This is a genomic window from Plantactinospora sp. CA-290183 (assembly GCF_050936375.1).
GTDB lineage: Bacteria > Actinomycetota > Actinomycetes > Mycobacteriales > Micromonosporaceae > Plantactinospora.
The window spans coordinates 19457-43425 of record NZ_JBNJMX010000027.1; the positions used below are offsets into that span (position 1 = coordinate 19457).

Here is a 23969-nt window from a genome sequence, read left to right on the forward strand (position 1 = left end):
GGTGGGTGCTGCACCTGAGGATCATCGTGCCGACCGACCAGTCCGGCGCGGTGGTGGCGCTGCTCTCCGCCGATCCCGCGGTCACCCACCTCATCGTGCTCCCCGGCGCCGCCCGTACGCCCCCGGGCGACGTGGTGCTCTGCGACGTCGTCCGGGAGGGGGCGGACACCGTCCTGGACGCGCTGCGGGCGCTCGGGGTGGACCGCTCCGGCGCGGTCGTCGGGGACGGGGTGGACGTGACCCTCTCCGCCGCCGCCGAACGGGCCGAACGGGCCGCACCCGGGCTGGGTCCGGACGCGGTGGTCTGGGACGAGATCGCGCAGAAGACCGGTGAGGAGACGCAGCTCTCGGTCACGTACCTGCTGCTGCTCACCGTCGCCACGATGATCGCCGGCATCGGGGTCCTGCTCGACCAGCCGATCCTGATCGTCGGTGCGATGGTGGTCGGTCCGGAGTTCGGCCCGCTCGCGGCGCTGAGCGTGGCGCTGGTCCGGTGGCGGCGCCCGATCCTGCGGCGCTCGGCCCTGGCGCTGGCCGGCGGATTCCTCGTGGCGATGGCGGTGACCGTGCTCAGCACCTGGACGTTGGACGCCGTGGGTCTGATCGACCGGTCGATGCTGCTGCGGCCCCGGCCGCTGACCGACTTCATCTGGCGCCCCGACGCGCTCTCCTGGGTGGTCGGTTTCCTGGCCGGGGTCGCCGGGATGCTCTCGGTCACCGCCAACCGGTCCGGCTCGCTGGTCGGCGTGCTTATCTCCGTCACCACCGTGCCGGCGGCGGCGAACGCGGCGGTCGCCACCGCCTACGGCACGCTGGGCGCGGCGATGGGCTCGATCGCCCAGTTGCTGATCAACCTTGCCGCGATCGTGCTGGCCGGGGTGCTGACGCTGCTGGTACAGCGGCTGTGGTGGCACCGGGTCGCCTCCCGTCGGACCGAGGGCGCGACCCGACGACTCCCGTTCGTACCGCTGCGGAAGCGCCACGGCGGGGACGCCGTACCCGGGTCGCCGCCCCGACCGTGACCCGCGCGGTCCGCCGGGGGCAGGGTCGGGGGTGATCCGGCGGCGGGCGCGGACGGGGCATCCGCCGCCGGAGGCGTCGCGGTCAGCGGCCGGAGCGGCCTCCGTCGAGTCCCTTGTCCAGGCCGGCCCGGCGCAGGGCGTCCGCCAGTGCCCCGCCGCCGAAGCCGCCGCCCTGACCGCCGCCGGACCGGCCACCGCCACCGCCACCGCCGCCGCCGGACCGGCCACCGCCACTGGACCGGCCACCACCGGACCGGGCAGCGTCACCGGACCGGCCACCCGTGCGGCCGGCATCCTGGGCGCCGCGCCCCGGGCGTTGCTGGCCGTCGCGGGGGGCGTCCCGGTCCCGTTGCGGGCGACCCTCGGCCTCGTCCTCCAGCCGCAGGGTCAGCGAGATCCGCTTGCGCGGTACGTCGACGTCGAGCACCTTGACCCGTACCACGTCGCCGGACTTGACCACGTCGCGCGGATCCTTCACGAACGTCCGCGACATCGCCGAGACGTGCACGAGACCGTCCTGGTGCACCCCGACGTCGACGAAGGCGCCGAACGCGGCCACGTTGGTGACCACGCCCTCCAGCAGCATTCCCGGCTTCAGGTCGCCGATCTTCTCCACCCCGTCGGCGAAGGTCGCCGTCCGGAACGCCGGTCGCGGGTCGCGCCCCGGCTTCTCCAGCTCCCGGAGGATGTCGGTGACGGTGGGCAGCCCGAAGGTCTCGTCGACGTAGTCGGTCGGCTTCAGGCCGCGCAGCACGCTGGTCTTCCCGATCAGCGTGCCGAGCCCGCCGCCGGTCGAGGTGAGGATCCGGCGGACCACCGGGTACGCCTCCGGGTGCACGCTGGAGGCGTCCAGCGGGTCGTCCCCGCCGGGGATGCGCAGGAAGCCGGCGCACTGCTCGAAGGCCTTCGGCCCGAGCCGGGCGACCCGCTTGAGCGCCTGCCGGGTCCGGAACGGGCCGTTGGCGTCGCGGTGCAGCACGATGTTCTCCGCCAGCCCGGAGCCGATCCCGGAGACCCGGGTCAGCAGCGGCGCGGACGCCGTGTTGACGTCGACGCCGACCGCGTTCACGCAGTCCTCCACCACCGCGTCGAGCGAGCGGGAGAGCTTCAGCTCGGAGAGGTCGTGCTGGTACTGCCCGACGCCGATCGAGCGCGGGTCGATCTTGACCAGCTCGGCAAGCGGGTCCTGCAGCCGGCGCGCGATCGAGACCGCACCGCGCAGCGAGACGTCCAGCTGGGGCAGTTCCTGGGAGGCGTACTCGGAGGCGGAGTAGACCGAGGCGCCGGCCTCGGAGACCATCACCCTGGTCAGGTTCAGTTCGGGGTGCCGGGCGATCAGGTCGGCGGCGAGCTTGTCGGTCTCCCGGGAGGCGGTGCCGTTGCCGATCGCGACCAGCTCGACGCGGTGTTCCTTCGCGAGCCGGGCCAGTACGTCGATGGCGGCGTCCCACTGCCGGCGGGGCTCGTGCGGATAGATCGTGCCGGTGCCGACGACCTTGCCGGTGCCGTCCACCACCGCCACCTTCACCCCGGTGCGCAGCCCCGGGTCCAGCCCCATGGTGGGGCGGGTGCCGGCCGGCGCGGCCAGCAGCAGGTCGCGCAGGTTCGCCGCGAAGACCCGGACCGACTCGTCCTCGGCCGCCTGCCAGAGCCGCATCCGCAGGTCCGCGCCGAGGTGGATCAGGATCCGGGTACGCCAGGCCCAGCGCACCGTGTCGACCAACCACCGGTCGGCGGGCCGGCCGCGGTCGGCGACGCCGAAGCGGGCGGCGATCTCCAGCTCGTAGCGGGTGGGGCCGACGACGGCGTCCTCGGGCGCCGGGGCCTCCTCCGGGTCCAGGGTCAGGTCGAGCACGCCCTCCTTCTCGCCCCGGAACATGGCCAGGATCCGGTGCGAGGCCATCCGGGTGAACGGCTCGGAGAAGTCGAAGTAGTCGGAGAACTTGGCGCCGGGCTCCTGCTGGCCGTCGCGTACCCGGGACACCAGCCGGCCCCGCGACCACATCTGCTCGCGCAGCGAACCGATCAGGTCGGCGTCCTCGGCGAACCGCTCCACCAGGATGGCGCGGGCGCCGTCCAGGGCCGCGGTCGGGTCGGCCACCCCGCCGTCGGGGTTGACGAAGGCGGTCGCCGTGCTCCGCGGGTCCTGGCCGGGGTCGGCGAGCAGCGACTCGGCCAGCGGCTCCAGGCCCGCCTCCCGGGCGATCTGCGCCCTGGTCCGCCGCTTCGGTTTGTACGGCAGGTAGATGTCCTCCAGCCGCGCCTTCGAGTCGGCGGCCATGATCTGCGCTTCCAGCGCCTCGTCCAGCTTGCCCTGGCCGCGGATCGAGTCCAGCACCGCCGCGCGCCGCTCCTCCAGCTCGCGCAGGTAGCGCAGCCGCTCCTCCAGGTTGCGCAGCTGGGTGTCGTCGAGCGACTCGGTGGCCTCCTTGCGGTACCGGGCGATGAACGGCACGGTGGCCCCGCCGTCGAGCAGGTCGACCGCGGCCCGCACCTGCCGCTCGTGTACGCCGAGCTCCTCGGCGATCCGCTGGTGCACTGGGCGCTGGTGCACGGAGGTTGTCACGATCCTGATCCGCCTTTTCCACTGGGGCCCGGCCTGTTGCGCCGGGTCCCGGCCTTGCCACCGGGTTCCGGCAAGCATTGTGCCGTACACCCGGAGGTGTCGGTGCGGCCGGCGCTCGCGGCGTCGCGACGCGCCCGGCCCGGGATCCGGCCGGCCCGGGTTCACAGGTCCGGCCGGCCGGGCCGGGGCGTCGGGGTGGCTCGACTCAGCGTCGGGCGGTCGCCGGGGCGTTGCCGAGCACCGCCTCGACGGCGTTCAGCAACTCGGCCAGTTCCGTCGGCAGCAGGCGGCGGGCGGCGGCTATCCGCTCCGCCAGCATCGACCGGTCGGTCGGGATGAGGGCGCGGATCAGGCCACCGGCGCGGACCAGCCCGGCCAGGGTGGCGGTACGGGCGTCCAGTGGCTGCTCCGAGCGCTCCAGCATGGCGGTGAGTCGCACCCGGGGCCGGGCGACCCGGTTGGGGTCGAGGCCGGGCCAGTGGATCCGGGTCCGGAGGTTGAGCCCGCGGACGGTGGTGCGGCGGACCGCGCCGGCGTTGACCAGCCGGTCCCCGACGTGGTCGCGGACCCGGGGAGCCAGGAACTCCAGCCAGGACCGGGCCAGGTGGCCGTCGCCGCGCCGGACGATCTCGGCGAGCACCCGGTCGCTGACCGGCTCGCGCCAGGGCCGGCGGTCGGCGACGTAGACCTGGGAGCGGGCGATGCCGACCCGTTCGTCGAGGATCAGCTCCCCGAGAATGGCCCCGGCCAGTGCGGTGTCCAGGGGGTTGGCGGCCGTCAGCGGTTTGCCGCTGTAGTCGTCATGGGCGATGAGGAACAGTTCGTCGGCCAGCCGCTCGCTCTGCTGACCCGGGTAGTCGGTCATCCATCATCCTCGGCCGGCGGACCGGCTGGCAGGCCGGATCAGTGGCGCTCAGTGTCGAGTCAGGACGGTACGGCAAGCGCACTGTCCGTTCAACCCGCCCCACTCAGCGGGGCGTGCGTGGTCCGGCGACGACGGCGCGGCGGCATCGATTCATTGTCACGTAGCGTGATTGCAGCCCAATTTATGGTCACCGTACGGCCGGCCCGGTGCGGCATCCGTCCGGTGTGCTATGTCACGCAAATCCACAGTGGATGAGCGGTCAGCCGAGCGCCTGCCACCAGCCGTCCACCGGCGCCGGCCGGTCGACGACCACCCGCTCACCGGGTCGGGGGACCGCCAGCCGCACGTCCCGGGCCTTCGCCTCGGCCCAGAGCCGGTCCACCGGTTCGGCCCAGGCGTGCGGCGCGAGGTTGAACGTCGCCCAGTGGACCGGGATGAGCAGGCCGCCCCGCAGGTCCAGGTGGGCGGTGACCGCCTCCTCCGGAAACAGGTGGACGTTCGGCCACGCGGTGGCGTACGCACCCACCTGGATGAGGGTCACGTCGAACGGGCCGTACGCCGCGCCGATCTCGGCGTAACCCTCGAAGTAGCCGGAGTCGCCGGAGTAGAAGACCCGGCGGGTCGGTCCGGCGATCACCCACGAGCCCCAGAGCGTGTGGTCCCGGACGAAGCCCCGGCCCGAGAAGTGCCGGGCCGGGGTGGCGACGAACTCCAGGCCCGCCACCGAGGCGCGCTCGGTCCAGTCCAGCTCGATGATCCGCTCCGGCGGCACGCCCCACCGCTCCAGGTGGGCGCCGACCCCGAGCGGCACCAGGAACGGCGCCGACTGCCCGCGCCGCAGCGCCCGTACGGTCGCCATGTCGAGGTGGTCGTAGTGGTCGTGGGAGATCAGGATGGCGTCCACCCGGGGCAGCCGGTCCAGCGGCACGGGGGGCGGATGCAGCCGGCGGGGACCCAGCCGCGCCGACGGAGAGCACCGCTGGCTCCAGACCGGGTCGACTAGCACCCGGCGCCCCTCGATCTCCACCAGCGCGGACGCGTGTCCGTACCAGAGCACGCTCAGCTCGCCGGCGGGCGCCGTCGCCGGATCGACGGCGGCCGGGACGTGCACCGGGACGGCGCCGGAAGGTCGGCGGGACCGGCCGCCGAAGAGCAGCTCCCGCAGCGTGGCGCCGCTGGCCCCGGGCAGCACGGTCCGGGTGCTGACCGGGTTGCGGAACGCTCCGGCGCGGAACTGCGGCGACCGCCGCACCCGATCGGCGCGGGCCCCGTCGGGCTGCCGCCCGAGCGCGGCCGGGACGTCCCGGACCGCCCAGGCCGCCGCCCCGACCAGGGCGGCCAGCGCGAGGACGCGCCGGGCCCGGCGGCCCCCGCCGTCGGCACCGCTCCGTCCGCCCACGCGCTGCCTCACCCCCTCGTCCCCCGCAGAGAAGGGTACGCCGGAGCGGGCCCGCGCCCCGGCCGCACCGGAAGCTCGACGGAGGATCGACAGGCTGGTTGCGGCGGGGTCAGCCGCCGTTGCTCGGGCGCTGCGGGGGCACCCGCCGCGCGGGCAGGGCCGGGTTGGTCACGCCGCTGATGGCGTTGAGGAACGCCGGGCCCATCGCCGCGCGGGCCTGCACCGCCGGGTGCGTCGAGCCGAAGTTGTCCGCGTCGGCCTGCCCGTCGGAGAACATCACGTAGGTGAGGACCGGCGACCCCGCCGGGTCGAACATGATCCCGGCCTCGTGGCGGGCGTCGGCGAACCAGCCGGCCTTGGTCGCCACCCGGCCGCGCTGCGCCGAGGACATGGTGCGCCGGATGCCGTCGTTGAACGCGATCGGGGCGCGCAGCAGGTTGAGCAGGAAGGTGGTGGAGGCGGCGGAGAGCAGCGTGCCCCGCACCAGCGCCTGGAGCAGGTCGTGGGTCTCCCGCGCCGTGCTCGTACCCAGGAAGAAGCGGTTCGGGTTGGCCACCGGCTCGACCTGGGTGTTCGGGAAGCCCTTCTCCACGAGCACCCGGTTGACCTCGGCGGCCGGGCAGACCGACCCGCAGAGCCGTACGGCGGTGTCGTCCGAGACGGTCAGCAGGGCGGCGAGCACGTGTCCGAGCGTCACCGAGCTGGGGTAGGCGCCGTCCAGGCTGAAGATGCCGTCCCCGCCGGCCACCACGATCGCGGTGCTCACCTCGACCCGGTCGGTGAGCTTGAGCAGGCCCTTGTCGACCTTGTCGAGCACCACGGTGGCGACCGCGATCTTGTTGACGCTGTACGCCTCGACGACCGTGTCCGCACGCTCCTGCACGGCCACCAGCGGAGCTCCGTCCGCCCCGGCCACGCTCAGGTACGAGTACCAGGTGCCGCCGGCCCGCCGCATCTCCCGCCGGTAGACCTCCGCCACCCGGTCGCCGGGGAAGTCGATGTTGGTGGCCGGAAGGGTCGCCGGCGCGAGGGGGCGGCCCGGTGCCGCCGACGCCGCCTCGGTGGTGCCGAGCACGGCACCGGCGGTGGCCGCGGTGCCGATGCCCAGCGCGGTCCTGCGATTCACCATGGCCACGTCGTTCTCCCGTCGAGAGTCGGTTGCGCCGATCGGCTCCGGCCGGCGACGCGTCGCCCGCCGGAGGAGCCGCCGATCGCACGCGGTGCCGCCGGGTCACGATAGCGAATCCGGTGGCATCCGCAGGCCCGCCGGCGCCGGCCGCCGTCCGCCGGGCCTCAGGTGCCGGGGGCGCCGTCGCGGTCCCGGGTCGCCTTCAGGTAGTCCCGGTTGAGCCGGCCGATGGTGGTCAACGGGATCTCCACCGGGCAGACCGCCGTGCACTCGCCGATGTTGGTGCAGCCGCCGAACCCGGCCGCGTCGTGCGCGTCGACCATCCCGACGACCCGGGTGTTGCGCTCCGGCTGCCCCTGCGGCAGCAGGCTCAGGTGGGTGACCTTGGCGGCGGTGAAGAGCATCCCGGAACCGTTGGGGCAGGCCGCGACGCAGGCGCCGCAGCCGATGCAGGCGGCCGACTCGAACGCCGCGTCCGCGTCCGACTTGCGGACGAGCTGGGCGTGCGCCTCCGGCGCGCTTCCGGCCGGCGCGGTGACGTAGCCGCCGGCGGCGATGATCCGGTCCAGCGCCTCCCGGTCCACGACGAGGTCCTTCACCACCGGGAAGGCCCTGGCGCGCCACGGCTCGATGTCGACGGTCTGGCCGTCGGAAAAGTGTCGCATGTGGAGCTGGCAGGCCGTGGTGGCCCGCTCCGGTCCGTGCGCCACGCCGTTGATCACCATGCCGCAGGCGCCGCAGATGCCCTCCCGGCAGTCGTGGTCGAACGCGACCGGGTCCTCGCCGTCCAGGGTCAGCCGCTCGTTGAGCACGTCCAGCATCTCCAGGAACGACATGTCGGGGGAGATGTCGGCGACCGGGTAGGTCACCATCCGGCCGGGGTCGTCGGGGCCGCGCTGCCGCCAGATGCGCAGGGTCAGGTTCACTTGTAGCTCCGCTGGGTGGGGTGGACGTACTCGAAGACCAGGTCTTCCCGGTGCAGCACCGGCGGCCGGTCGGCGCCGGCGAACTCCCAGGCGGCCACGTACGCGAAGTGGTCGTCGTCGCGGTGCGCCTCGCCCTCCGGGGTCTGGCTCTCGGCCCGGAAGTGCCCGCCGCACGACTCGGCACGGTGCAGCGCGTCGACGCACATCAGCTCGGCCAGCTCGAAGAAGTCGGCCACCCGGCCGGCCTTCTCCAGCGCCTGGTTGAGCCCCTCGCCGTCGCCGGGCACCCTGACCCGCTGCCAGAACTGGTCGCGCAGGGCACGGATCTCGGCCAGCGCCTTGCGCAGCCCGGGATCGCTGCGCTCCATGCCGCAGTGGTCCCACATGATCTGGCCCAGTTCCCGGGCGAACGAGTCGACCGTGCGGTCGCCGTCCACCGCGAGCAGCCGGGCCACCCGGTCGGCGACGTCCTCGCGGGCGGCCACCACCGCCGGGTGCTTCTCGTCCAGCGGCGCGAACGGCCCCGCCGAGAGGTAGTCGGCGATCGTGCTGGGCAGCACGAAGTAGCCGTCCGCCAGGCCCTGCATCAGCGCGGACGCGCCGAGCCGGTTGGCGCCGTGGTCGGAGAAGTTCGCCTCGCCGATCACGAAGAGCCCCGGGATCGTCGACTGGAGGTCGTAGTCCACCCAGAGCCCGCCCATCGTGTAGTGCACCGCGGGGTAGATCCGCATCGGCACCTCGTACGGGTCCTCGCCGGTGATCCGCTGGTACATCTCGAAGAGGTTGCCGTACCGGTCGGCAATGGTGGACCGGCCGAGCTGGCCGATCGCGTCCGCGAAGTCCAGGTAGACGCCGAGCCCGGTCGTGCCGACGCCCCGGCCCGAGTCGCAGACGGCCTTCGCCGCCCGCGAGGCGATGTCCCGGGGGACCAGGTTGCCGTACGACGGGTACATCCGTTCCAGGAAGTAGTCCCGCTCGTCCTCCGGGATCTCCCGGGGCGCCCGGTCGTCGCCGGCCCGCTTCGGCACCCAGACCCGGCCGTCGTTGCGCAGCGACTCGCTCATCAGGGTCAGCTTCGACTGGTGGCCGCCGGAGACCGGGATGCAGGTGGGGTGGATCTGCGTGTAGCAGGGGTTGGCGAAGTAGGCGCCCTTGCGGTGCGCCCGCCAGGTGGCGGTGACGTTGCAGCCCTTGGCGTTGGTGGAGAGGTAGAAGACGTTGCCGTACCCGCCGGTGGCGAGCACCACCGCGTCGGCGTACTCGGTCGTGATCTCGCCGGTGACCAGGTCCCGGACCACGATGCCCCGGGCCCGGCCGTCGACGACGATCAGCTCCAGCATCTCGTGCCGGGTGTGCATCTCCACCCGGCCCAGCGCGACCTGCCGCTCCAGCGCCTGGTACGCCCCGAGCAGCAACTGCTGGCCGGTCTGGCCCCGGGCGTAGAAGGTGCGCTGCACCTGCGCGCCGCCGAACGAGCGGGTGTCGAGCAGGCCGCCGTACTCCCGGGCGAACGGGACGCCCTGGGCCACGCACTGGTCGATGATCTCCACCGAGACCTCGGCGAGCCGGTGCACGTTCGACTCCCGGGAGCGGAAGTCGCCGCCCTTCACGGTGTCGTAGAAGAGCCGGTGGATCGAGTCGCCGTCGTTGCGGTAGTTCTTGGCCGCGTTGATGCCGCCCTGCGCCGCGATCGAGTGGGCCCGGCGCGGGCTGTCCTGGTAGCAGTAGGACTTGACCCGGTAGCCCAGCTCGCCGAGGGTGGCCGCGGCCGATCCGCCAGGCCGACGAACAGCCGATCACCATCAGCTTGCCGGTTGTTGAGACCAGGCCAGCTTGGCGCCCAGGCCGGCGGCGCTGCCGGCGGATCTCGATCAGGCCGTCCGGGGAACTGGTCGCTGATCAGGTCGCCATGGCTGAACTGGGGTCGCGTCCACGTTCGGCTGTCGTGGGCGTCTCGCCGTACTGTCCCAATCCGGTGGTGAGGGGTGCCCCGGTGAGCCGCCGCATCGTGCTCAGCGCACCAGTCCGGCGAGAACGGCGAAGGGCACGAGCAGATAGCGCAGAGCGCGACGGCGAAGCCCAGGGCGACAGCCCGGGAGCGGCGCTCGCCCCGCGGGGTCTGCTGGCCGAGGCTGCGCAGCGCGCTGAACACGCCGTGCCGGAGGTGGAAGCCGAGCGTGACGATCCCGAGGACGTACACCAGGGTCACGTACCAGCGCTCGGGGGCGAAGTCGGCGACCACGTTCGCGTACGGCCGGCGCGGGTCACCGATCGGGTTCAGGTCGCCCGTGGTCAGGTCCAGCAGGTGGTACACCACGAAAAGCGCGATGATCACCCCGCCCCAGCGCATGGTGCGGGCCGCGTAACTGCCCTGCACCTTCGGCCGGTGTGCGTACCGGACCGGTCGGGCGCCCCGGGCCCGCCGGGCCAGCACGGTCGCGGCCACGATGTGCGCGACCAGGGCGACGCCGAGCACGACCCGCTGGATCCAGAGGTACCAGGTGTCGGGCAGCACCGGCGCGCCGATCTCCCGGAGCCAGTGCGCGTAGTGGTCGAACGAGGTCGGACCGACGAAGATCTTCAGGTTGCCCAGCATGTGCGCGATGAGGAAGAGCACCAGGAGGATGCCCGTCACCGCCATCACGGCCTTCAGCCCGATGCTGGACCGGATCGGGGACCGCGCCGTTACCGCCACCCTCCTGACGCTAGGAGACCTCGGGTTAGTCGTCCAATGCATCGAAGGCGCAGTTTCGATAGCTGTAAGCTATGCGAGTGCAGCTCCAGCAGTTGAGGTACTTCGTCGCCGTCGCAGAAACCCGCCATTTCACCCATGCGGCGGACATAGTGGGCATCACCCAGCCCTCGCTGAGTAAGCAGATTCACGTGCTGGAGGCGGACCTGGGCGCGCCGCTCTTCGAACGGATCCGCGGCAACATCGGGCTGACCGCCGCCGGCGAGGTGCTGCTGCCACTCGCCAGACGGATCCTGGCCGACGTCGACACCGCCCGCCGCGAGGTCCAGGAGCTCGTCGGGCTACGCCGTGGTCGGGTACGCCTCGGCGCCACCCCGAGCCTGGCCACCTCGCTCGCCCCGGCGGTGCTGCGCCGGTTCCGCGACGCCCACCCCACCGTCGACCTGCGGGTCGAGGAGAGCGGCTCCCAGGACCTGGTCCGGGACCTGCTGCGCGGCGAACTCGACCTGGCGCTGATCATCCAACCCGGGCACGGACCGGACCCGGCGCTGCGGACCGAGCCGATCCTGCGGGACAACCTCGTGGTCGCCTCCGTCAACCCGCTGCCGATGGCCGGTCCGACCGGCACGGTACGCCTCGCCGACCTGCGCGACCAGCCGCTGGTGATGTTCCGCCAGGGCTACGACCTGCGCGACGTCACCATCCAGGCGTGCCGGGAGGCGGGCTTCGAACCGTCGCTCGCGGTCGACGGCGGCGAGATGGACGCGGTGCTCAGCTTCGTCGAGGCCGGGCTGGGGGCGGCGCTGGTACCGGGCATCGTGGTCGCCCGGCGGCCGCGACTCTGGGTCACCCCGCTCGCCCCGCCCGGCGTACAGCGCACGATCGCGCTGGCCCGACGCCGGGAGGTGGAGCCGACCCACGCCGCCCGGGCGTTCCGGCGGATCCTGCTGGACTACGTCCGGACCGCCGCCGAGCACTCGACCCTGCCGGCCGGGGTCACCCCGTTCTGACCGCACCGGTGGTCCTCGACGCGGGCGGCCGGGTCGATGTCCCGTACGATGACGGCAGTGTTCGCTGGCATCGTTCGTGCGCACAGGCATCGACTGGGTCTCACGCAGGAGGACCTCGCCGCCCGGACCGGCCTCAGCGTGCGGGCCATCGGCAGGCTGGAGGCCGGTCGGATCGCCGCCCCCCGACCGCCGACCGTACGCCTGCTCGCCGACGCGTTCGGGTTGACCGGCGAGGACCGGGACCGGTTCTGCCAGTCGGCCCGGGACGGCAGCACCGCGCCACCGGTCAGCGCCCCGGTGCCGGCGCAGCCCGCCGCCAGCGTCCGGGTGCCGGCGCAGCTGCCGCCGGACGTGTCCGCGTTCACCGGTCGGGGCGCGGAACTGGCGCTCCTGGACGAGCTGGTCGCGGGCGTGGCGGACGAACCGACCGCCCTGATCATCTCGGCCGTCTCCGGTACGGCCGGGGTCGGCAAGACCGCCCTCGCGGTCCACTGGTCGCACCGGTCCCGGGGCCGCTTCCCCGACGGGCAGCTGTACGTCAACCTGCGCGGCTACGACACCGACCGGCCGGTGGACGCCGGCGACGCCCTGGCCGGTTTCCTGAGCGCGCTCGGAGTGGCCGCCCGGGACGTCCCGGTGGACATGGCCGAGCGGGCCGCCCGCTACCGCACCGAGCTCGCCGATCGGCGCATGTTGATCCTGCTCGACAACGCGTCGTCGGTGGAACAGGTCCGACCACTGCTGCCCGGCACCGCGTCCTGCGCGGTCCTGGTCACCAGCCGGGACAGCCTCGCCGGGCTCGTCGCCGTGCACGGCGCCCGGCGCCTCGACCTCGATCTCCTGCCGGACGCGGACGCGATCGCCTTCCTGCGCCGGCTGATCGGCCGCCGGGCGGAGGCCGAGCCCACGGCGGCCGCCACCCTGGCCGCGCAGTGCGCTCGGTTGCCGCTGTCCCTGCGGGTCGCGGCAGAGCTGGCGGTCTCCCGCCCCACCCGCCCGCTCACCGACCTGGTGGCCGAACTGGCCGACCGGAAGCGGCGGCTGAGCCTGCTCGATCCCGGCGGTGCCCCGCACGCCGACGTGCGCTCGGTGTTCTCCTGGTCGGTCCGGCACCTGCCGCCGGACGCGAGCCGTCTCTTCCGGCTCCTGGGCCTGCACCCCGGCCCCGACTACGACGCGTACGCGGTCGCCGCCCTCGCCGGCACCGATCTCGACACCGCCCGCGAGCTGCTGGACGTGCTGGTCCGCGCCCACCTCGTGCACCCCACCGGCGGTGGGCGGTACGGCATGCACGACCTGCTCGGCGCCTACGCCGCCAGCCTGGCCACGGCCGAAACCCGGTACGGGCACCCCACGGACGCTCCCGCGACGGCCCTCGGCCGGCTCTTCGACTACTACGTCGCCGCCGCCGCGTCGGCGATGGACCACCTGTACCCGGCCGAGGCGCTGCACCGCCCCCAGGTCCCGGAAACCGCCGCCGCGATGCCGGACCTGGACGGCGCGGATGCCAGCCGCCGCTGGCTGGACAGCGAACGGGCCTGCCTGGTGGGGGTCGCCGTCGACACCAGCGCCCGTGACTGGCGACCCCGGGCGGTGAGACTCTCGACCGTCCTGTACCGCTACCTCGACGGTGGCCACCACAGCGAGGCGTTGGCCGTGCACACCCACGCCCGGGATGCCGCCCGGCAGAGCGGCGACCGGGCCGGGGAGGCCCGTGCGCTGCTCGGCATCGGCGCCGCCCGGCTGTGGATCGGCGAGTCCGAGCCGGCCGTGCAGCATTTCGAGCAGGCCCTGGCCCTGTCCCGGCAGGTCGACGACCGCGGCGGCCAGACCCGGGCGTTGAACAGTCTCGGCGTGGTGCACCGGCGGCTGGGCGACTATCCGGCGGCCGCCGACTACCAGTGGCAGGCGGTGCTGCTGGCCCGGCAGACCGGTGACCGGACCGGGGAGGCCCGGGCGCTGAGCAACCTCGGCATCGTCGAGCACCTGTCCGGCAGACCCGAGCCGGCGGCGACCCACCTCGGCCTGGCCCTGGCCCTGTTCCGGCAGACCGGCGACCGCACCGGGGAGGCGAACGCGCTGCACAACCTGGGGAAGATCGAGCTCCTGCTGGGGCAGCCCGAGCCGGCCGCCGAGCGTCTCCGGGCGGCCCTGGACCTCTACCGCCACCTCGGCAATCCGCGCGGCGAGGCCACCACGCTGGACTGCCTGGGCACCCTGCACACCCGGTCGGGCCGGTCCGGACCGGCCACCGAGGACCACACCCGGGCCCTCGCCCTCTTCCGGGAGATCGGCGAGCGCGGCGGTGAGTCCAGTGCCCTCAACGGCCTCGGCGAAGCCGCCCAGGCGGCGGGCGACCCCGCTGCCGCTCTCACCCATCACACCGCCGCCCTGGTCAACGCGACCGAGACCGGCGGCCGTGACCAACAGGCCCGCGCGCACGCAGGGCTCGGGCTCGCCTACCGCGCCCTCGCCGACCCCGTCCACGCCCGCCACCACTACAGCCGGGCCCTGGCCCTCTACACCGACCTCGGTTCCGCCGACGCCGCCGACATGCGCGCCCGACTGGCCGGCGTCAACGGCCCCTGACCCGACACCGCCGTTGCGCTGGTGGCGGCGTCGGACCGGCGGCGGGGGTGGCGACACGCGTGTCGAGGCCCCCCGTGAGCTTCGATCCGCGTGTCGCCGCTCCCTGTCTGAGTACACCCTGTCCCATGGTCAACCGGCCGGCCAGGACGGCAACCGGACATTGACCGGACATTTCCGGGAGCGCGGCACCGGAACGACGGACACCCTGGGGGGCGGCGGTCGTACCCGAACGGGCGGCCGGTGCCCGGCACCGGCCGCCCGTCCGGACCGCTCAGCGGTAGACGCGTACGTAGTCGACGAGCATCCGGGCCGGGAACGGCGTACTCGCATCGACCGGACCCGGGAAGTCACCGCCGACGGCGAGGTTGAGGATGAGATAGAAGGGGTGGTCGAAGACCCACGGACCACGGGTCGACTCGACGGTCTCCTTGCTGGCGTAGAAGACCGTCTGGCCGTCCACCTTGAACGTGATGCCCCGGCTGTCCCATTCCGCGGCCCAGACGTGGAAGCCGGCGGCGAAGTCCACCCCGCCGGGCGCCGGGTACTTCTGCCCGTAGCCGCCGCCGCCGTTGTACTGCGGCGCGTGCAGCGTGGAGTAGCCCTCCAGGGTGTTGCGGCCGAGGACCTCCATGATGTCGATCTCGCCGTTGTACGGCCACGGGCGGCCGGTGAGGAAGTCGGCGCCCATCATCCAGAACGCCGGCCACAGGCCGTTGCCCTTGGGCACCTGGACCCGGGCCTCGATCCGGCCGTACTGGACGGTGAACTTGCCGCCGGTGTTCATCCGGTGCGAGGTGTAGTCCCGTCCGCCGGCGGTCTCCCGGCGAGCCTCGATGACCAGCGCTCCGCTGCCGTTCATCTGGGCGTTGTTGTTGTTCGTGTAGTACTGGATCTCGTTGTTCTGGCCGGTGCCCGGGTCGATCGTCCACTTGGCCGGGTCGGGCTTGCTGCCGGCCGCGCCGTTGAACTCGTCACTCCAGACCAGTTGGTTGGCCGGGAACGTCGGGTCGGGCGGCATCGGCGGCGGGGCGGTCGGGTTGCCGCCGGTGCCGAAGACCTTGAACTCGTAGAGCGAGTAGCCGTAGGTGCTGGACCGGGCGGTGCCGTACATCCGGACGTAGCGACCGGTGCCGGTGACGTTGAGCGTCTCCTTGAAGCCCCGGCCGGTGGTGGTGGCGTAGATCGTGCTCCAGGTGCTGGCGTTGGCGGAGACCTGGATCTGGTACGCCGTGGCGTAGGCCGGATCCCACTGGAGCACCACCTGGCTGATCGTGGCGGTGGCGCCGAGGTCGACGTAGATCCAGCCCGGGTCGACCCACCCGGTGGTCGCGCTGGTCGCCCACCGGCTGGCCGGGTCGTTGTCGAAGGCCCGTGCCGGTAGGCACTCGAAGCAGGCGCCGTCGTTCTGGCTGGTGGAGGCGACCGCCGGCTTCTGGTACGACAGCAGCACGCTGCCGCCGGGGGGCGGAGTGCCGGGTGGCGGGGTGGTCGGCGGGGTGCCGCCGGTCTCGCCGTAGACCTGGAACTCCCAGAGCGAGACCCCGTACCCGGTGGCCCGCTGGGTCGCGTGCAGCCGGACGTAGCGACCGCTGCCGGCGACGGTGAGGTTCTGCGTCCCGCCGGTGCCGTTGGTGGTGGTGTGCACGGTCGTCCAGGTCGAACCGTTGGTCGAGGTCTGGATGGTGAAGGTGCGGGCGTAGGCGCCCTCCCAGTTGAGGACCACCCGGCTGATCGGCGAGGTGGCCCCGAGGTCGACCTGGAGCCACTGGGGATCGGCGAACGCGCTGGACCAGCGGGTGCCGGTGTTGCCGTCGACCGCGGCGGTGGCCGGGGTGGCGGCGGACTCGGTGGAGGAGGCGGTGGCGGGCTTGCCCTGCGACAGCAGGGTCTCGGCGGCGGCGGCGGACGTGCCGGCCACGGCCAGGTAGCCGCCGAGCAGCGCGAGGAGGGCGGCGGTGAGCGCCGGGACGCGCCATCGGTCGAGGTGACGCCGGCGGTGGACGGGTGGGGGCAGAGCCTGGGCCATCGGTGCTCCCTGTGGTGAGGCCCGCGGTATGTCGTGGGGGTCGCGGGATCGAGACGGTGGCGTGGAGAGAGAGCGCTCTCTCGGACACTCTGAACCTCCGAGAGAGCACTGTCAATGTTCCGTTCCTCCGCAGCCGCCCGGAAGGTGACACCGCGATCGAGCGTGATGCCTCTGCGGCATAAATATGCCTCGCAGGCATCACGCCCAACCGGGGATGTGCCGCCCGCCGCCTACCTGGCCAGCAGCGAACGCAGCGCCTTGACCACCTCGGCGGGAGCCTCCTCGGCCATGAAGTGGCCGCAGGAGATGGTCTGGTGCGTCAGGTCCGGAGCCCACTCCCGCCACAGCGCGGCCGCGTCGAAACCGAGGGCACCGCCCCAGTCCTGCTGAAGGACGGTCACCGGCATCCCGAGCCGGTTCCCGGCCGCCCGGTCGGCCCGGTCGTGCGCGACGTCGACGCCGGCCGACGCCCGGTAGTCCGCGACGATCGAGGTGACCGCCTCGCGCGACGCCCTCAGGTACGCGGCGCGCACCTCGGCGGGGATGGCCTCCGGGTTCCGCGCCCAGAGGTCCAGGAAGTAGCCGAAGAAGGCGTCCGCGCTGGCGCCGATCAGCTGTTCGGGCAGGCCCGGCGGCTGGGCCATCAGGTAGAGGTGGAAACCGACGGCCGCGGTGGGGCCGTGCAGCACGTCCCACATGTCCAGGGTGGGCAACACGTCCAGCGAGGCCAGCTGGGTCACCGCCTCGGGGTGGTCGAGGCCGGCCCGGATCGCCACCAGGGCACCCCGGTCGTGTCCCGCCAGGGCGAAGCGCTCGTATCCGAGCGCCCGCGCCAGCGCCACGATGTCCGCCGCCATGGTCCGCTTGGCGTACGTGACCCCGTCGGTGTCGGCGGGCTTGTCGCTGGCTCCGTAGCCGCGCAGGTCCGGGCAGATCACGGTGTGGTCGGCGGCCAGGTCGGCCGCGACGTGCCGCCACATGAGGTGGGTCTGCGGGAAGCCGTGCAGCAGCACGATCGGGCTGCCAGAGCCGCCGACGGCGACGTTCAGCGTCACCCCCTCGCCGACGGTGACGCGCTGGTAGTCGAATCCAGTGATCCTGGGTTCCACGAAAAGGCCTTCCTGTGCCGGTTGTCGCCCCTGTGCCGGGCGTCCTTCGCGCCGACGGCCAGCCGGGAAGCCCCCGGCCGCCCTCCGGCGCCGTACGGATTCGAGGTTGCCGGGCAGCGATCAGCAGCGGGTCAGCAGTGGATGAGTCGACGGCGAGCGGCTGCGTACATTGGGGCCATGACCAGGCGGGCGACGGCGCAGGCGGTGGCCTTCGGCGTGCTGGGACCGGTGGTGGCCGCCACCGACCTCGGCCCCGTCGCGCTGAGGGGTCTGCGCCACCGTGCGGTGCTGGCACGCCTGCTGGTCGCCCGGGGCAGGGTCGTGTCGGTGGACCGGCTCGTCGACGACCTGTGGGACGTGCCCCCGGACGGTGCGGTGGCGGCGATCCGTACCTTCGTGTCCGACCTGCGCCGGAGCCTGGAGCCCGACCGGTCGCCGCGGCAGCCGGCTCGGCTCCTGGTCACCGCGCCGCCCGGCTACGCGGTGCGGGCCGCACCGGACGCGGTGGACGCCTGGCGGTTCGAGGCGATGGTCGGCGAGTCCGCCCTGCTGCTGGCGGCGGGGCGGGCGGCGCCCGCGCTGGCCTGCCTGGAGGACGGGCTCGCCCTCTGGCGCGGGCCCGCGTACGCCGAGTTCGCCGGGGAGGGCTGGGCTCGCGGGGAGATCAACCGGCTGGACGAGCTGCGGATGCTGGCCGTCGAGCGCCGCGCGGAGGCGCAGCTGGCGCTGGGACGCACCGCCGAGGCCGCCTTCGAACTCCAGGCCCATGCCGACAGCCATCCGCTGCGCGAGGACACCTGGCAACTGCTGGCCACCGCGCTGTACCGGTCCGGCCGGCAGGGAGAGGCGCTGGCCGCACTCCGCCGGGCCCGCCAGACCCTGGCGGCGGAACTCGGCGTGGACCCGGGCCCCCGCCTGCGGCAACTCCAGGCCGACATCCTCGCCCAGGCGCCACACCTCAACCCGCCCGCCGCGCCCTCGGTCGGTGACCTGCCGGCACAGCCGGCGTACCTCCGGCCACCCGCCACGGCCGGTCGGGACGAGCCGCGGCAGCTCGTCGGCCGTGACGAGGAACTGGCCCGCCTGGACAAGGCGGGCCAGTGCGTGGCCCGGTCCGGCGCTCCCGCGCTCGCCCTGCTGTCCGGGGAGGCGGGTGCCGGCAAGACGGCGCTGGCCGAGGCGCTCACCCGACGGCTGGCGGTCCGCGGCTGGACCACGGCGTGGGGCCGCAGCCCCGAGTACGACGACGCACCGGTCGCCTGGCCCTGGACGCAGATCATCGACGCGTTGACCGCCGAGGAGCCGGCGGCCGGGTCCGGGCAACCCGATCCGGAGCCGGCCGAAGACCCGGCGGTGGCCCGCTTCCACCTGCGTCGCGCCGTCGTGTCGCGCCTGGCGGCGGTGGCGGGCCACCGGCCGTTGCTGCTGGTCGTCGACGACCTGCACCGGGCCGACGAGGGCACCCTGGACCTGCTGGGCATGCTGGTCGGCGGGGCGGAACCGGTCACCGGGCCCGTGCTGGTCGTCGGCACGTACCGGGCCACCGAGATCACCCCGGAGCTGACCGCCGGCCTCGCCCGGCTCGCCCCGACCGAGCCCGTCCGGGTCTACCTGGGCGGGCTGCCCGAGACCGCCACCGGTGAACTCGTCCGGGCCGTCGCCGGTCAGTCCCTGGACGAGCCGACCGCCGAGCTGATCCACCGGCGCAGCGGCGGGAACCCGTTCTTCGTCCGGGAGCTGGCGCGGCTGCTCGCCGCCGAGGGCAGCGGGGCGCTGCGGCAGGTCCCGGCCGGGGTGCGGGACGTCATCCGGCACCGCCTGGCGGGATTTCCGGAGCCGGCGCAGACGGTGCTGCGGCAGGCGGCGGTGATCGGCCGGGACATCGACCCGGATCTGCTGGTGGAGGTGGCGGGCGACGAGGCGACGGTCCTCGACGCCCTCGACCGCGCCCTGCGGGCCGGCTTCCTCACCGAACAGGCCCCCGACGGGCGGCCGCGGTTCACCCACATCCTGGTCCGCGACACGCTCTACGACGACCTGTCCGCGCTGCGCCGGGCCCGCTGGCACGCCGTCGCCGCCGAGGCTGTGGAACGGCTGCACCCCGACGACGTCACCACCCTCGCCCACCACTTCGACCGGGCCGCGAGCCGGGGCACCGCGCCCCGCGCCGCCCGCTACGCACGGTTGGCGGCCGAGCAGGCCGAGCGGCGCAGCAACCCGCACGAGGCGGCCCGGCTGTGGCGGCAGGCCGTCGCCGCCCACGACCGGGCCGGCGACGGCCAGGTACGCGAGCGGCTGGCGGCCGTCACGGGGCTGGGCCGGGCGCTGGCCGTGACCGGCCACCTCGACGAGGCACGTCGACTCCGGGCCGAGGGCGTCACCGGGGCCGAGCGGCTCGACGATCCCGAGCTGACCGCGAGCGTGATCGGCGCCTTCGACGTACCCGCCATCTGGACCCGCAATGACGACGCGGAACTCTCCCGGCGGATAGTCCGGGCCGCCGAACACACCCTGGCCCTGCTCGGCGAGGATCGGGCGGAACAGCGCAGCCGGCTACTGAGCAGCCTCGCCCTGGAACTGCGCGGCACCACCACCGACCGCGGTCAGCGCGCGGCCCGCGAGGCGCAGGCCATCGCCCGGCGGACGGGCGCTCCCGCCCTGCTGGCCCTGGCTCTCAACGCCCGGTTCATGCACACCTTCCAGCGGGCCGGGCTGGCCGCCGAGCGGGCCCGGATCGGCGCCGAACTGGTCGACCTGGCCGCCCGGCACGAGCTGGTGACCTTCGAGGTCCTCGGTCACCTCATCCTGCTCCAGGCACACGGCGCGCTGGCCGACTTCGCCGCCGCGGACGCGCACGCCACGGCCGCGGACCGGCTCGCCGACCGGTACGACCTGCCACTGGTGGGCGTCTTCACCGACCTGTACGCCGCGCTGCGCCTGGCCGTCGACGGGCACCCGGCCGAGGCGGAAGCCGGGTACCGCGCCGCGTACGCCCGGCTCGCCGCCAGCGGAATGCCGGGCATGGCCGACGGGCTGCTTCCGCTCGCGCTGCTGTCGCTGCGCCTGACCGGGCCCATCGCAGACGTGGAGAAGATCCGGATCGCCGGGGACCCGGACGAGGGGGCGAGCGGGAGCTGGGGGCCGTACGAGCCGTGGGTCCGGCCCCTGCTCCTGCTCTCCGCAGGTCGCCGCGACGAGGCCGCCGCGGCGCTGCTGACCCTGCCGGAGTCGCCGCACGACCTGCTCCGCGAGGCACGCCTCTGCCTCGCCGCCCGGGCCGCCCTCGCCCTGCGCGACCGGACCACGATGGAACGGGTCCACTGCGAACTCCTGCCCGCCGCCGGCGAGTTGGCCGGGGCCGGAAGCGGGGTCCTCTCCCTCGGCCCCGTGGCCCGGTACCTCGGTGACCTCGCCGACGCCCTGCGCGGACGGTGACCGATCCGACGTCCGAGCTACAGCACCTGGGAGAGGAACTGCCGGAGGCGTTCGCTGCGCGGGGTCTCGAACAGCGCGGCGGGCTCGCCGGCCTCGACCACCCGGCCCCGGTCCATGAAGACGACCTGGTCGGCGACCTGCCGGGCGAAGCCCATCTCGTGGGTGACGACCACCATCGTCATCCCCTGCCCGGCCAGGTCCGCCATCAGCGACAGCACGCCCTTGACCAGCTCGGGGTCGAGTGCGGAGGTCGCCTCGTCGAAGAGCATCACCCGGGGCGACATCGCCAGCGCGCGGGCGATGGCCACCCGCTGCTGCTGCCCACCGGAGAGCCGGCCGGGACGGGAGTCCGCCTTGTGCCGCAACCCGACCACGTCGAGCTGGCGCAGCGCCACCTCCGCCGCCTCGTCCGCCGAGAGCCGCTTGAGCTGCCGGAGGGCCAGGGTCACGTTGCGCAGCACCGTCATGTGGGGGAAGAGGTTGAACTGCTGGAAGACCATGCCGATCCGCTGGCGCAGCGCGTCGGGGTCCTGGTCCAGCACGCTGACCCCGTCCAGCAGGACGTCGCCGCGGTCCGGCTCCAGCAGCCGGTTGATCGTGCGCAGCAGCGTGGACTTCCCGGATCCGGACGGGCCGATCACGCAGGCGGTCTCACCGCGTCCGACCTCCAGGTCGATCCCGCGCAGCACCTGGTTGCGGCCGAAGGCCAGGTGCACGTCCCGGGTGGCCACGCTCACCGACTCGTACGTGCCCCCGGTCTCCGCCACGTCCAGCCGGGCCGGTTGACCGTGCTCAGGCATGCGTCGCTCCTCTCCCGCCGGCGGGCAGCGCGGTCCCGCCGGCCAGCGCCACCGGGTCGTCGTCCTCCGGCCCGCCGGCCCGCCCGTCCCGCAGCCGGCGGTCGACCCAGTTGACCAGGTGGGTCAGCGGCACGGTGATGGCCAGGTAGCAGAGGCCGGCGAGCAGCAGGGCCGACTCGTTGCCGGTGTTCGCCGCGTAGTCCTGGCCGATCCGGAACAGCTCCCGCTGGCTCGCCACCAGGCCGAGGAAGTACACCAGGCTGGAGTCCTTGATCAGCGCGATGAGCTGGTTGACCCAGGCCGGCAGGACCCGGCGTACGCCCTGCGGGATGATCACCAGGCGCATGGCGGCGGCGTGGGACAGCCCCAGCGCCCGGGTCGCCTCCAGCTGGCTGGCCTCCACACTCTGGATGCCGGACCGGAAGATCTCCCCGATGTACGCCGCCGCGATCAGCGACAGCGCGAGGATGCCCAACGGGTACGGGTTGGGGCCCCACCAGGCGAGCCCGAGGGGCGCCAACCCGACCCCGATGAGCAGGATGGTGACGGCGGCCGGCAGGCCCCGGAACACGTCCGTGTAGACGCGCGCCGGCCAGCGCAGCCAACGGGTCCGGGCCAGGCCGGCGACGGCCAGCAGCATGCCGAGCAGCGTGCCGATGACCGCCGAGATCAGCGCCAGCAGCAGGGTGTTGCGCAGCCCCACCGTCAGCATCTCGGGCAGCGCCTCGCGCATCGACTCCAGGTCGAAGAACGTCTCCCACAGCGTCCTCAGGGTCTCCATCGCCTCACCCGTCCCGCGGGTCCGTGAACCGGCCGCCCACCGGGTCAGGCCGCCGGGCTGGCGGACGCGGCCGGGCTACCCCCGCCGGCCGCCGGGCTCGCCGGGGCCGAGCCGGCCTTGACCGGCGGGTACGACACCGTGCCGCTGCCCGGCTTGAAGCTCTGCGGAATCGGCCGCCCCGGGTAGTACTGGTCCTGCAACCGGCTCCAGGTGCCGTCCTGGATCACCTGGTCCAGAGCCTTGTCCAGGGCCTCGCGCAGCGCGTCGTTCCCCTTGGCCACCGCGAAGGCGGTCGGCGCCGAGCTGAGCTGCTTCTCGACCAGCACGATCTTCCCGCCGCTGTCCTGTGCGGACTTCTCGCCGATCTCGGCCGGCGCGATCCACGCGTCGGCGGTCTTGGCCTTGAGCTGGTTGATCGCGCCGTTGTAGTCGGGCACCCGCACCGGGTCCAGACCCTCCTTGGTGGCGTAGTCGTCCTGGACGGTGCCCTGGACCACCACCACGCGCTTGCCCGGCAACTGCCCGAAGCCCGTGATCGGCGAGCCGGCCGGTACGTCGAGTCCGAAGTAGCCGAAGTCGTACCCGTTGCCGAAGTCGACCGTCTTCTTCCGGGCCTCGGTGATGGTGATGGAGGAGCTGCCGACGTCGAACTTGTGGTTGTTGACCTGGGCCAGCAGCGCGGAGAACTCGGTGCCGACGAACTCCACCCTCAGGCCGATCTTCGCCGCGACCGCCGTCAGCAGGTCGTTGTCGAAGCCGGTGAACTTCCCGTCCTTCAGGAAGACGTTCGGCGGGGCGTCGGTCAGGGTGCCGACCCGCAGGGTGCCGGGTTGCAGCAGGTCGTACGGATTGTCGGCCGAGCCGGTGTCGGACGAGCCGCACGCGGCGGCGGCGCCGAGCAGGGTGACGGCGGCGACGGCCGAGAGCAGTCGGGCGGGAACAGATTTCAGGCGCATGTGCGGAAACTCCGTGACATGTCGGGCGGCAGTGCGCCGGCCACGACCCGGTACGGGCCGTGCCGACGGTGCCGCCTCAGGGGTGATGGGGAGATGGTTCAGTGCCGCCGATCGGCGGTCGCGATCAGCCGGAGCGGCGCGGAGCACGTCCCGGCGGGCGTGGGTCAGCCGTGGCCGCGACAGAGCATGGTGCTGGTACGGCAGAGATCGACGTGTCGGCGCCACCGGTGCCAGGTGACGTGCAGCCGGCTCGCCGGCTCGATCTGGGACCTACGCACGAAGGGTTCCTCCATCGGTCCTGGCGGTAGCACCCGCACCCGTGGTGGGGGGTTGCTGCGACGTCGACGAGCCAGGTCTCTCGGTCGCTCTGGATGGTCGTGCTCAGCCTACTCAACCGTCGGCCGGACATTCCAACTGGTCAGGGCGGGTACGGCTGTGTCCCTCGCCACGCGCCGGACCCGCCCCCGGGTGTTAGGAAGGGCCCCTTCCTATACAAAAAGCGATAAGCGGGGGCCCTTCCTTACCCCTCAGCCGACCGTGACGGCCAGGTGGGCGGACATGGTGGCTCCGGCGCTGTCCGTGACCGTCAGCCGGGCGGTGTAGGTGCCCGGCCGGGCGTAGGAGTGGTTCGCCGAGGCGCCGTGCACGACCGGGCTGTTGTCGC

General features: G+C 73.5%; 15 protein-coding genes, 2 pseudogenes and 1 riboswitch. Of the genes and pseudogenes, 4 read left to right on the plus strand and 13 right to left on the minus strand.

Features of this window, described 5'->3' with window-relative positions; genetic code table 11:
- Positions 1-5 precede the first annotated feature (5 nt).
- The gene (locus tag ACQEUR_RS22890; RefSeq protein ID WP_433034660.1) at positions 6-1022 is read left to right on the plus strand and encodes a DUF389 domain-containing protein; all 1017 of its coding nucleotides are present in this window, start codon (positions 6-8) and stop codon (positions 1020-1022) included.
- A gap of 82 nt (positions 1023-1104) precedes the next feature.
- On the opposite strand, the gene ACQEUR_RS22895 is transcribed toward ACQEUR_RS22890, so the two are convergent.
- The 7 genes and pseudogenes from ACQEUR_RS22895 to ACQEUR_RS22925 form a co-directional block, all read right to left on the minus strand.
- On the minus strand, positions 1105-3666 hold the full coding sequence (locus ACQEUR_RS22895) for a Tex family protein (protein ID WP_433034662.1): 2562 nt from the start codon (positions 3664-3666) through the stop codon (positions 1105-1107).
- 127 nt (positions 3667-3793) lie between these two features.
- Positions 3794-4453, minus strand: a complete 660-nt coding sequence (locus ACQEUR_RS22900; RefSeq protein WP_433034664.1) for a GOLPH3/VPS74 family protein — start codon at positions 4451-4453, stop codon at positions 3794-3796.
- A 259-nt stretch (positions 4454-4712) separates the two neighbouring features.
- On the minus strand, positions 4713-5795 hold the full coding sequence (locus ACQEUR_RS22905; RefSeq protein ID WP_433034686.1) for an MBL fold metallo-hydrolase: 1083 nt from the start codon (positions 5793-5795) through the stop codon (positions 4713-4715).
- 166 nt (positions 5796-5961) lie between these two features.
- Positions 5962-6981, minus strand: a complete 1020-nt coding sequence (locus ACQEUR_RS22910; protein WP_433034667.1) for a serine hydrolase — start codon at positions 6979-6981, stop codon at positions 5962-5964.
- Between the two features lie 164 nt (positions 6982-7145).
- A complete protein-coding gene (locus ACQEUR_RS22915; RefSeq protein WP_433034669.1) occupies positions 7146-7907 on the minus strand; it encodes a succinate dehydrogenase/fumarate reductase iron-sulfur subunit in 762 nt (253 codons plus the stop codon).
- A pseudogene (locus tag ACQEUR_RS22920) lies at positions 7904-9782 on the minus strand (fumarate reductase/succinate dehydrogenase flavoprotein subunit). The gene ACQEUR_RS22915 and the pseudogene ACQEUR_RS22920 overlap by 4 nt, the downstream one beginning before the upstream one ends.
- Before the next feature lie 137 nt (positions 9783-9919).
- Positions 9920-10548, minus strand: a pseudogene (locus ACQEUR_RS22925) (succinate dehydrogenase cytochrome b subunit).
- Positions 10549-10673: 125 nt separating this feature from the next.
- Here ACQEUR_RS22925 and ACQEUR_RS22930 point away from each other — a divergent pair.
- Positions 10674-11609 (plus strand): LysR family transcriptional regulator, encoded by a 936-nt coding sequence (locus tag ACQEUR_RS22930; RefSeq protein ID WP_433034671.1) that lies wholly within the window; start codon positions 10674-10676, stop codon positions 11607-11609.
- Between the two features lie 57 nt (positions 11610-11666).
- Positions 11667-14198: an ATP-binding protein gene (locus ACQEUR_RS22935; RefSeq protein WP_433034673.1), complete on the plus strand. Its 2532-nt coding sequence runs from the start codon at positions 11667-11669 to the stop codon at positions 14196-14198.
- 271 nt (positions 14199-14469) lie between these two features.
- Here ACQEUR_RS22935 and ACQEUR_RS22940 read toward each other — a convergent pair whose 3' ends face one another.
- A complete protein-coding gene (locus tag ACQEUR_RS22940; RefSeq protein ID WP_433034675.1) occupies positions 14470-16224 on the minus strand; it encodes a discoidin domain-containing protein in 1755 nt (584 codons plus the stop codon).
- A gap of 230 nt (positions 16225-16454) precedes the next feature.
- Entirely contained in the window at positions 16455-17333 is an 879-nt protein-coding gene (locus ACQEUR_RS22945; protein WP_433034677.1) for an alpha/beta fold hydrolase, read from the minus strand.
- Positions 17334-17510: 177 nt separating this feature from the next.
- Between ACQEUR_RS22945 and ACQEUR_RS22950 the strand changes: the two genes are divergently transcribed.
- Positions 17511-20768, plus strand: coding sequence for a BTAD domain-containing putative transcriptional regulator (locus ACQEUR_RS22950; RefSeq protein WP_433034679.1), 3258 nt, complete (start codon positions 17511-17513; stop codon positions 20766-20768).
- Between the two features lie 17 nt (positions 20769-20785).
- Here the strand turns inward: ACQEUR_RS22950 and ACQEUR_RS22955 are convergent, their stop codons facing one another.
- The 4 genes from ACQEUR_RS22955 to ACQEUR_RS22970 form a co-directional block, all read right to left on the minus strand.
- On the minus strand, positions 20786-21568 hold the full coding sequence (locus ACQEUR_RS22955; RefSeq protein ID WP_433034681.1) for an amino acid ABC transporter ATP-binding protein: 783 nt from the start codon (positions 21566-21568) through the stop codon (positions 20786-20788).
- The gene (locus ACQEUR_RS22960) at positions 21561-22349 is read right to left on the minus strand and encodes an amino acid ABC transporter permease (RefSeq protein ID WP_433034682.1); all 789 of its coding nucleotides are present in this window, start codon (positions 22347-22349) and stop codon (positions 21561-21563) included. Before ACQEUR_RS22960 ends, ACQEUR_RS22955 begins: the two co-directional genes overlap by 8 nt.
- A 44-nt stretch (positions 22350-22393) precedes the next feature.
- Positions 22394-23305 carry an ABC transporter substrate-binding protein gene (locus tag ACQEUR_RS22965; protein WP_433034684.1) on the minus strand — a complete coding sequence of 304 codons (912 nt, stop codon included), beginning with the start codon at positions 23303-23305 and terminating at the stop codon, positions 22394-22396.
- A 286-nt stretch (positions 23306-23591) separates the two neighbouring features.
- A riboswitch (SAM riboswitch) is annotated at positions 23592-23683 on the minus strand.
- A gap of 149 nt (positions 23684-23832) precedes the next feature.
- The gene (locus tag ACQEUR_RS22970; RefSeq protein ID WP_433034688.1) at positions 23833-23952 is read right to left on the minus strand and encodes a PKD domain-containing protein; all 120 of its coding nucleotides are present in this window, start codon (positions 23950-23952) and stop codon (positions 23833-23835) included.
- Positions 23953-23969: the final 17 nt, after the last annotated feature.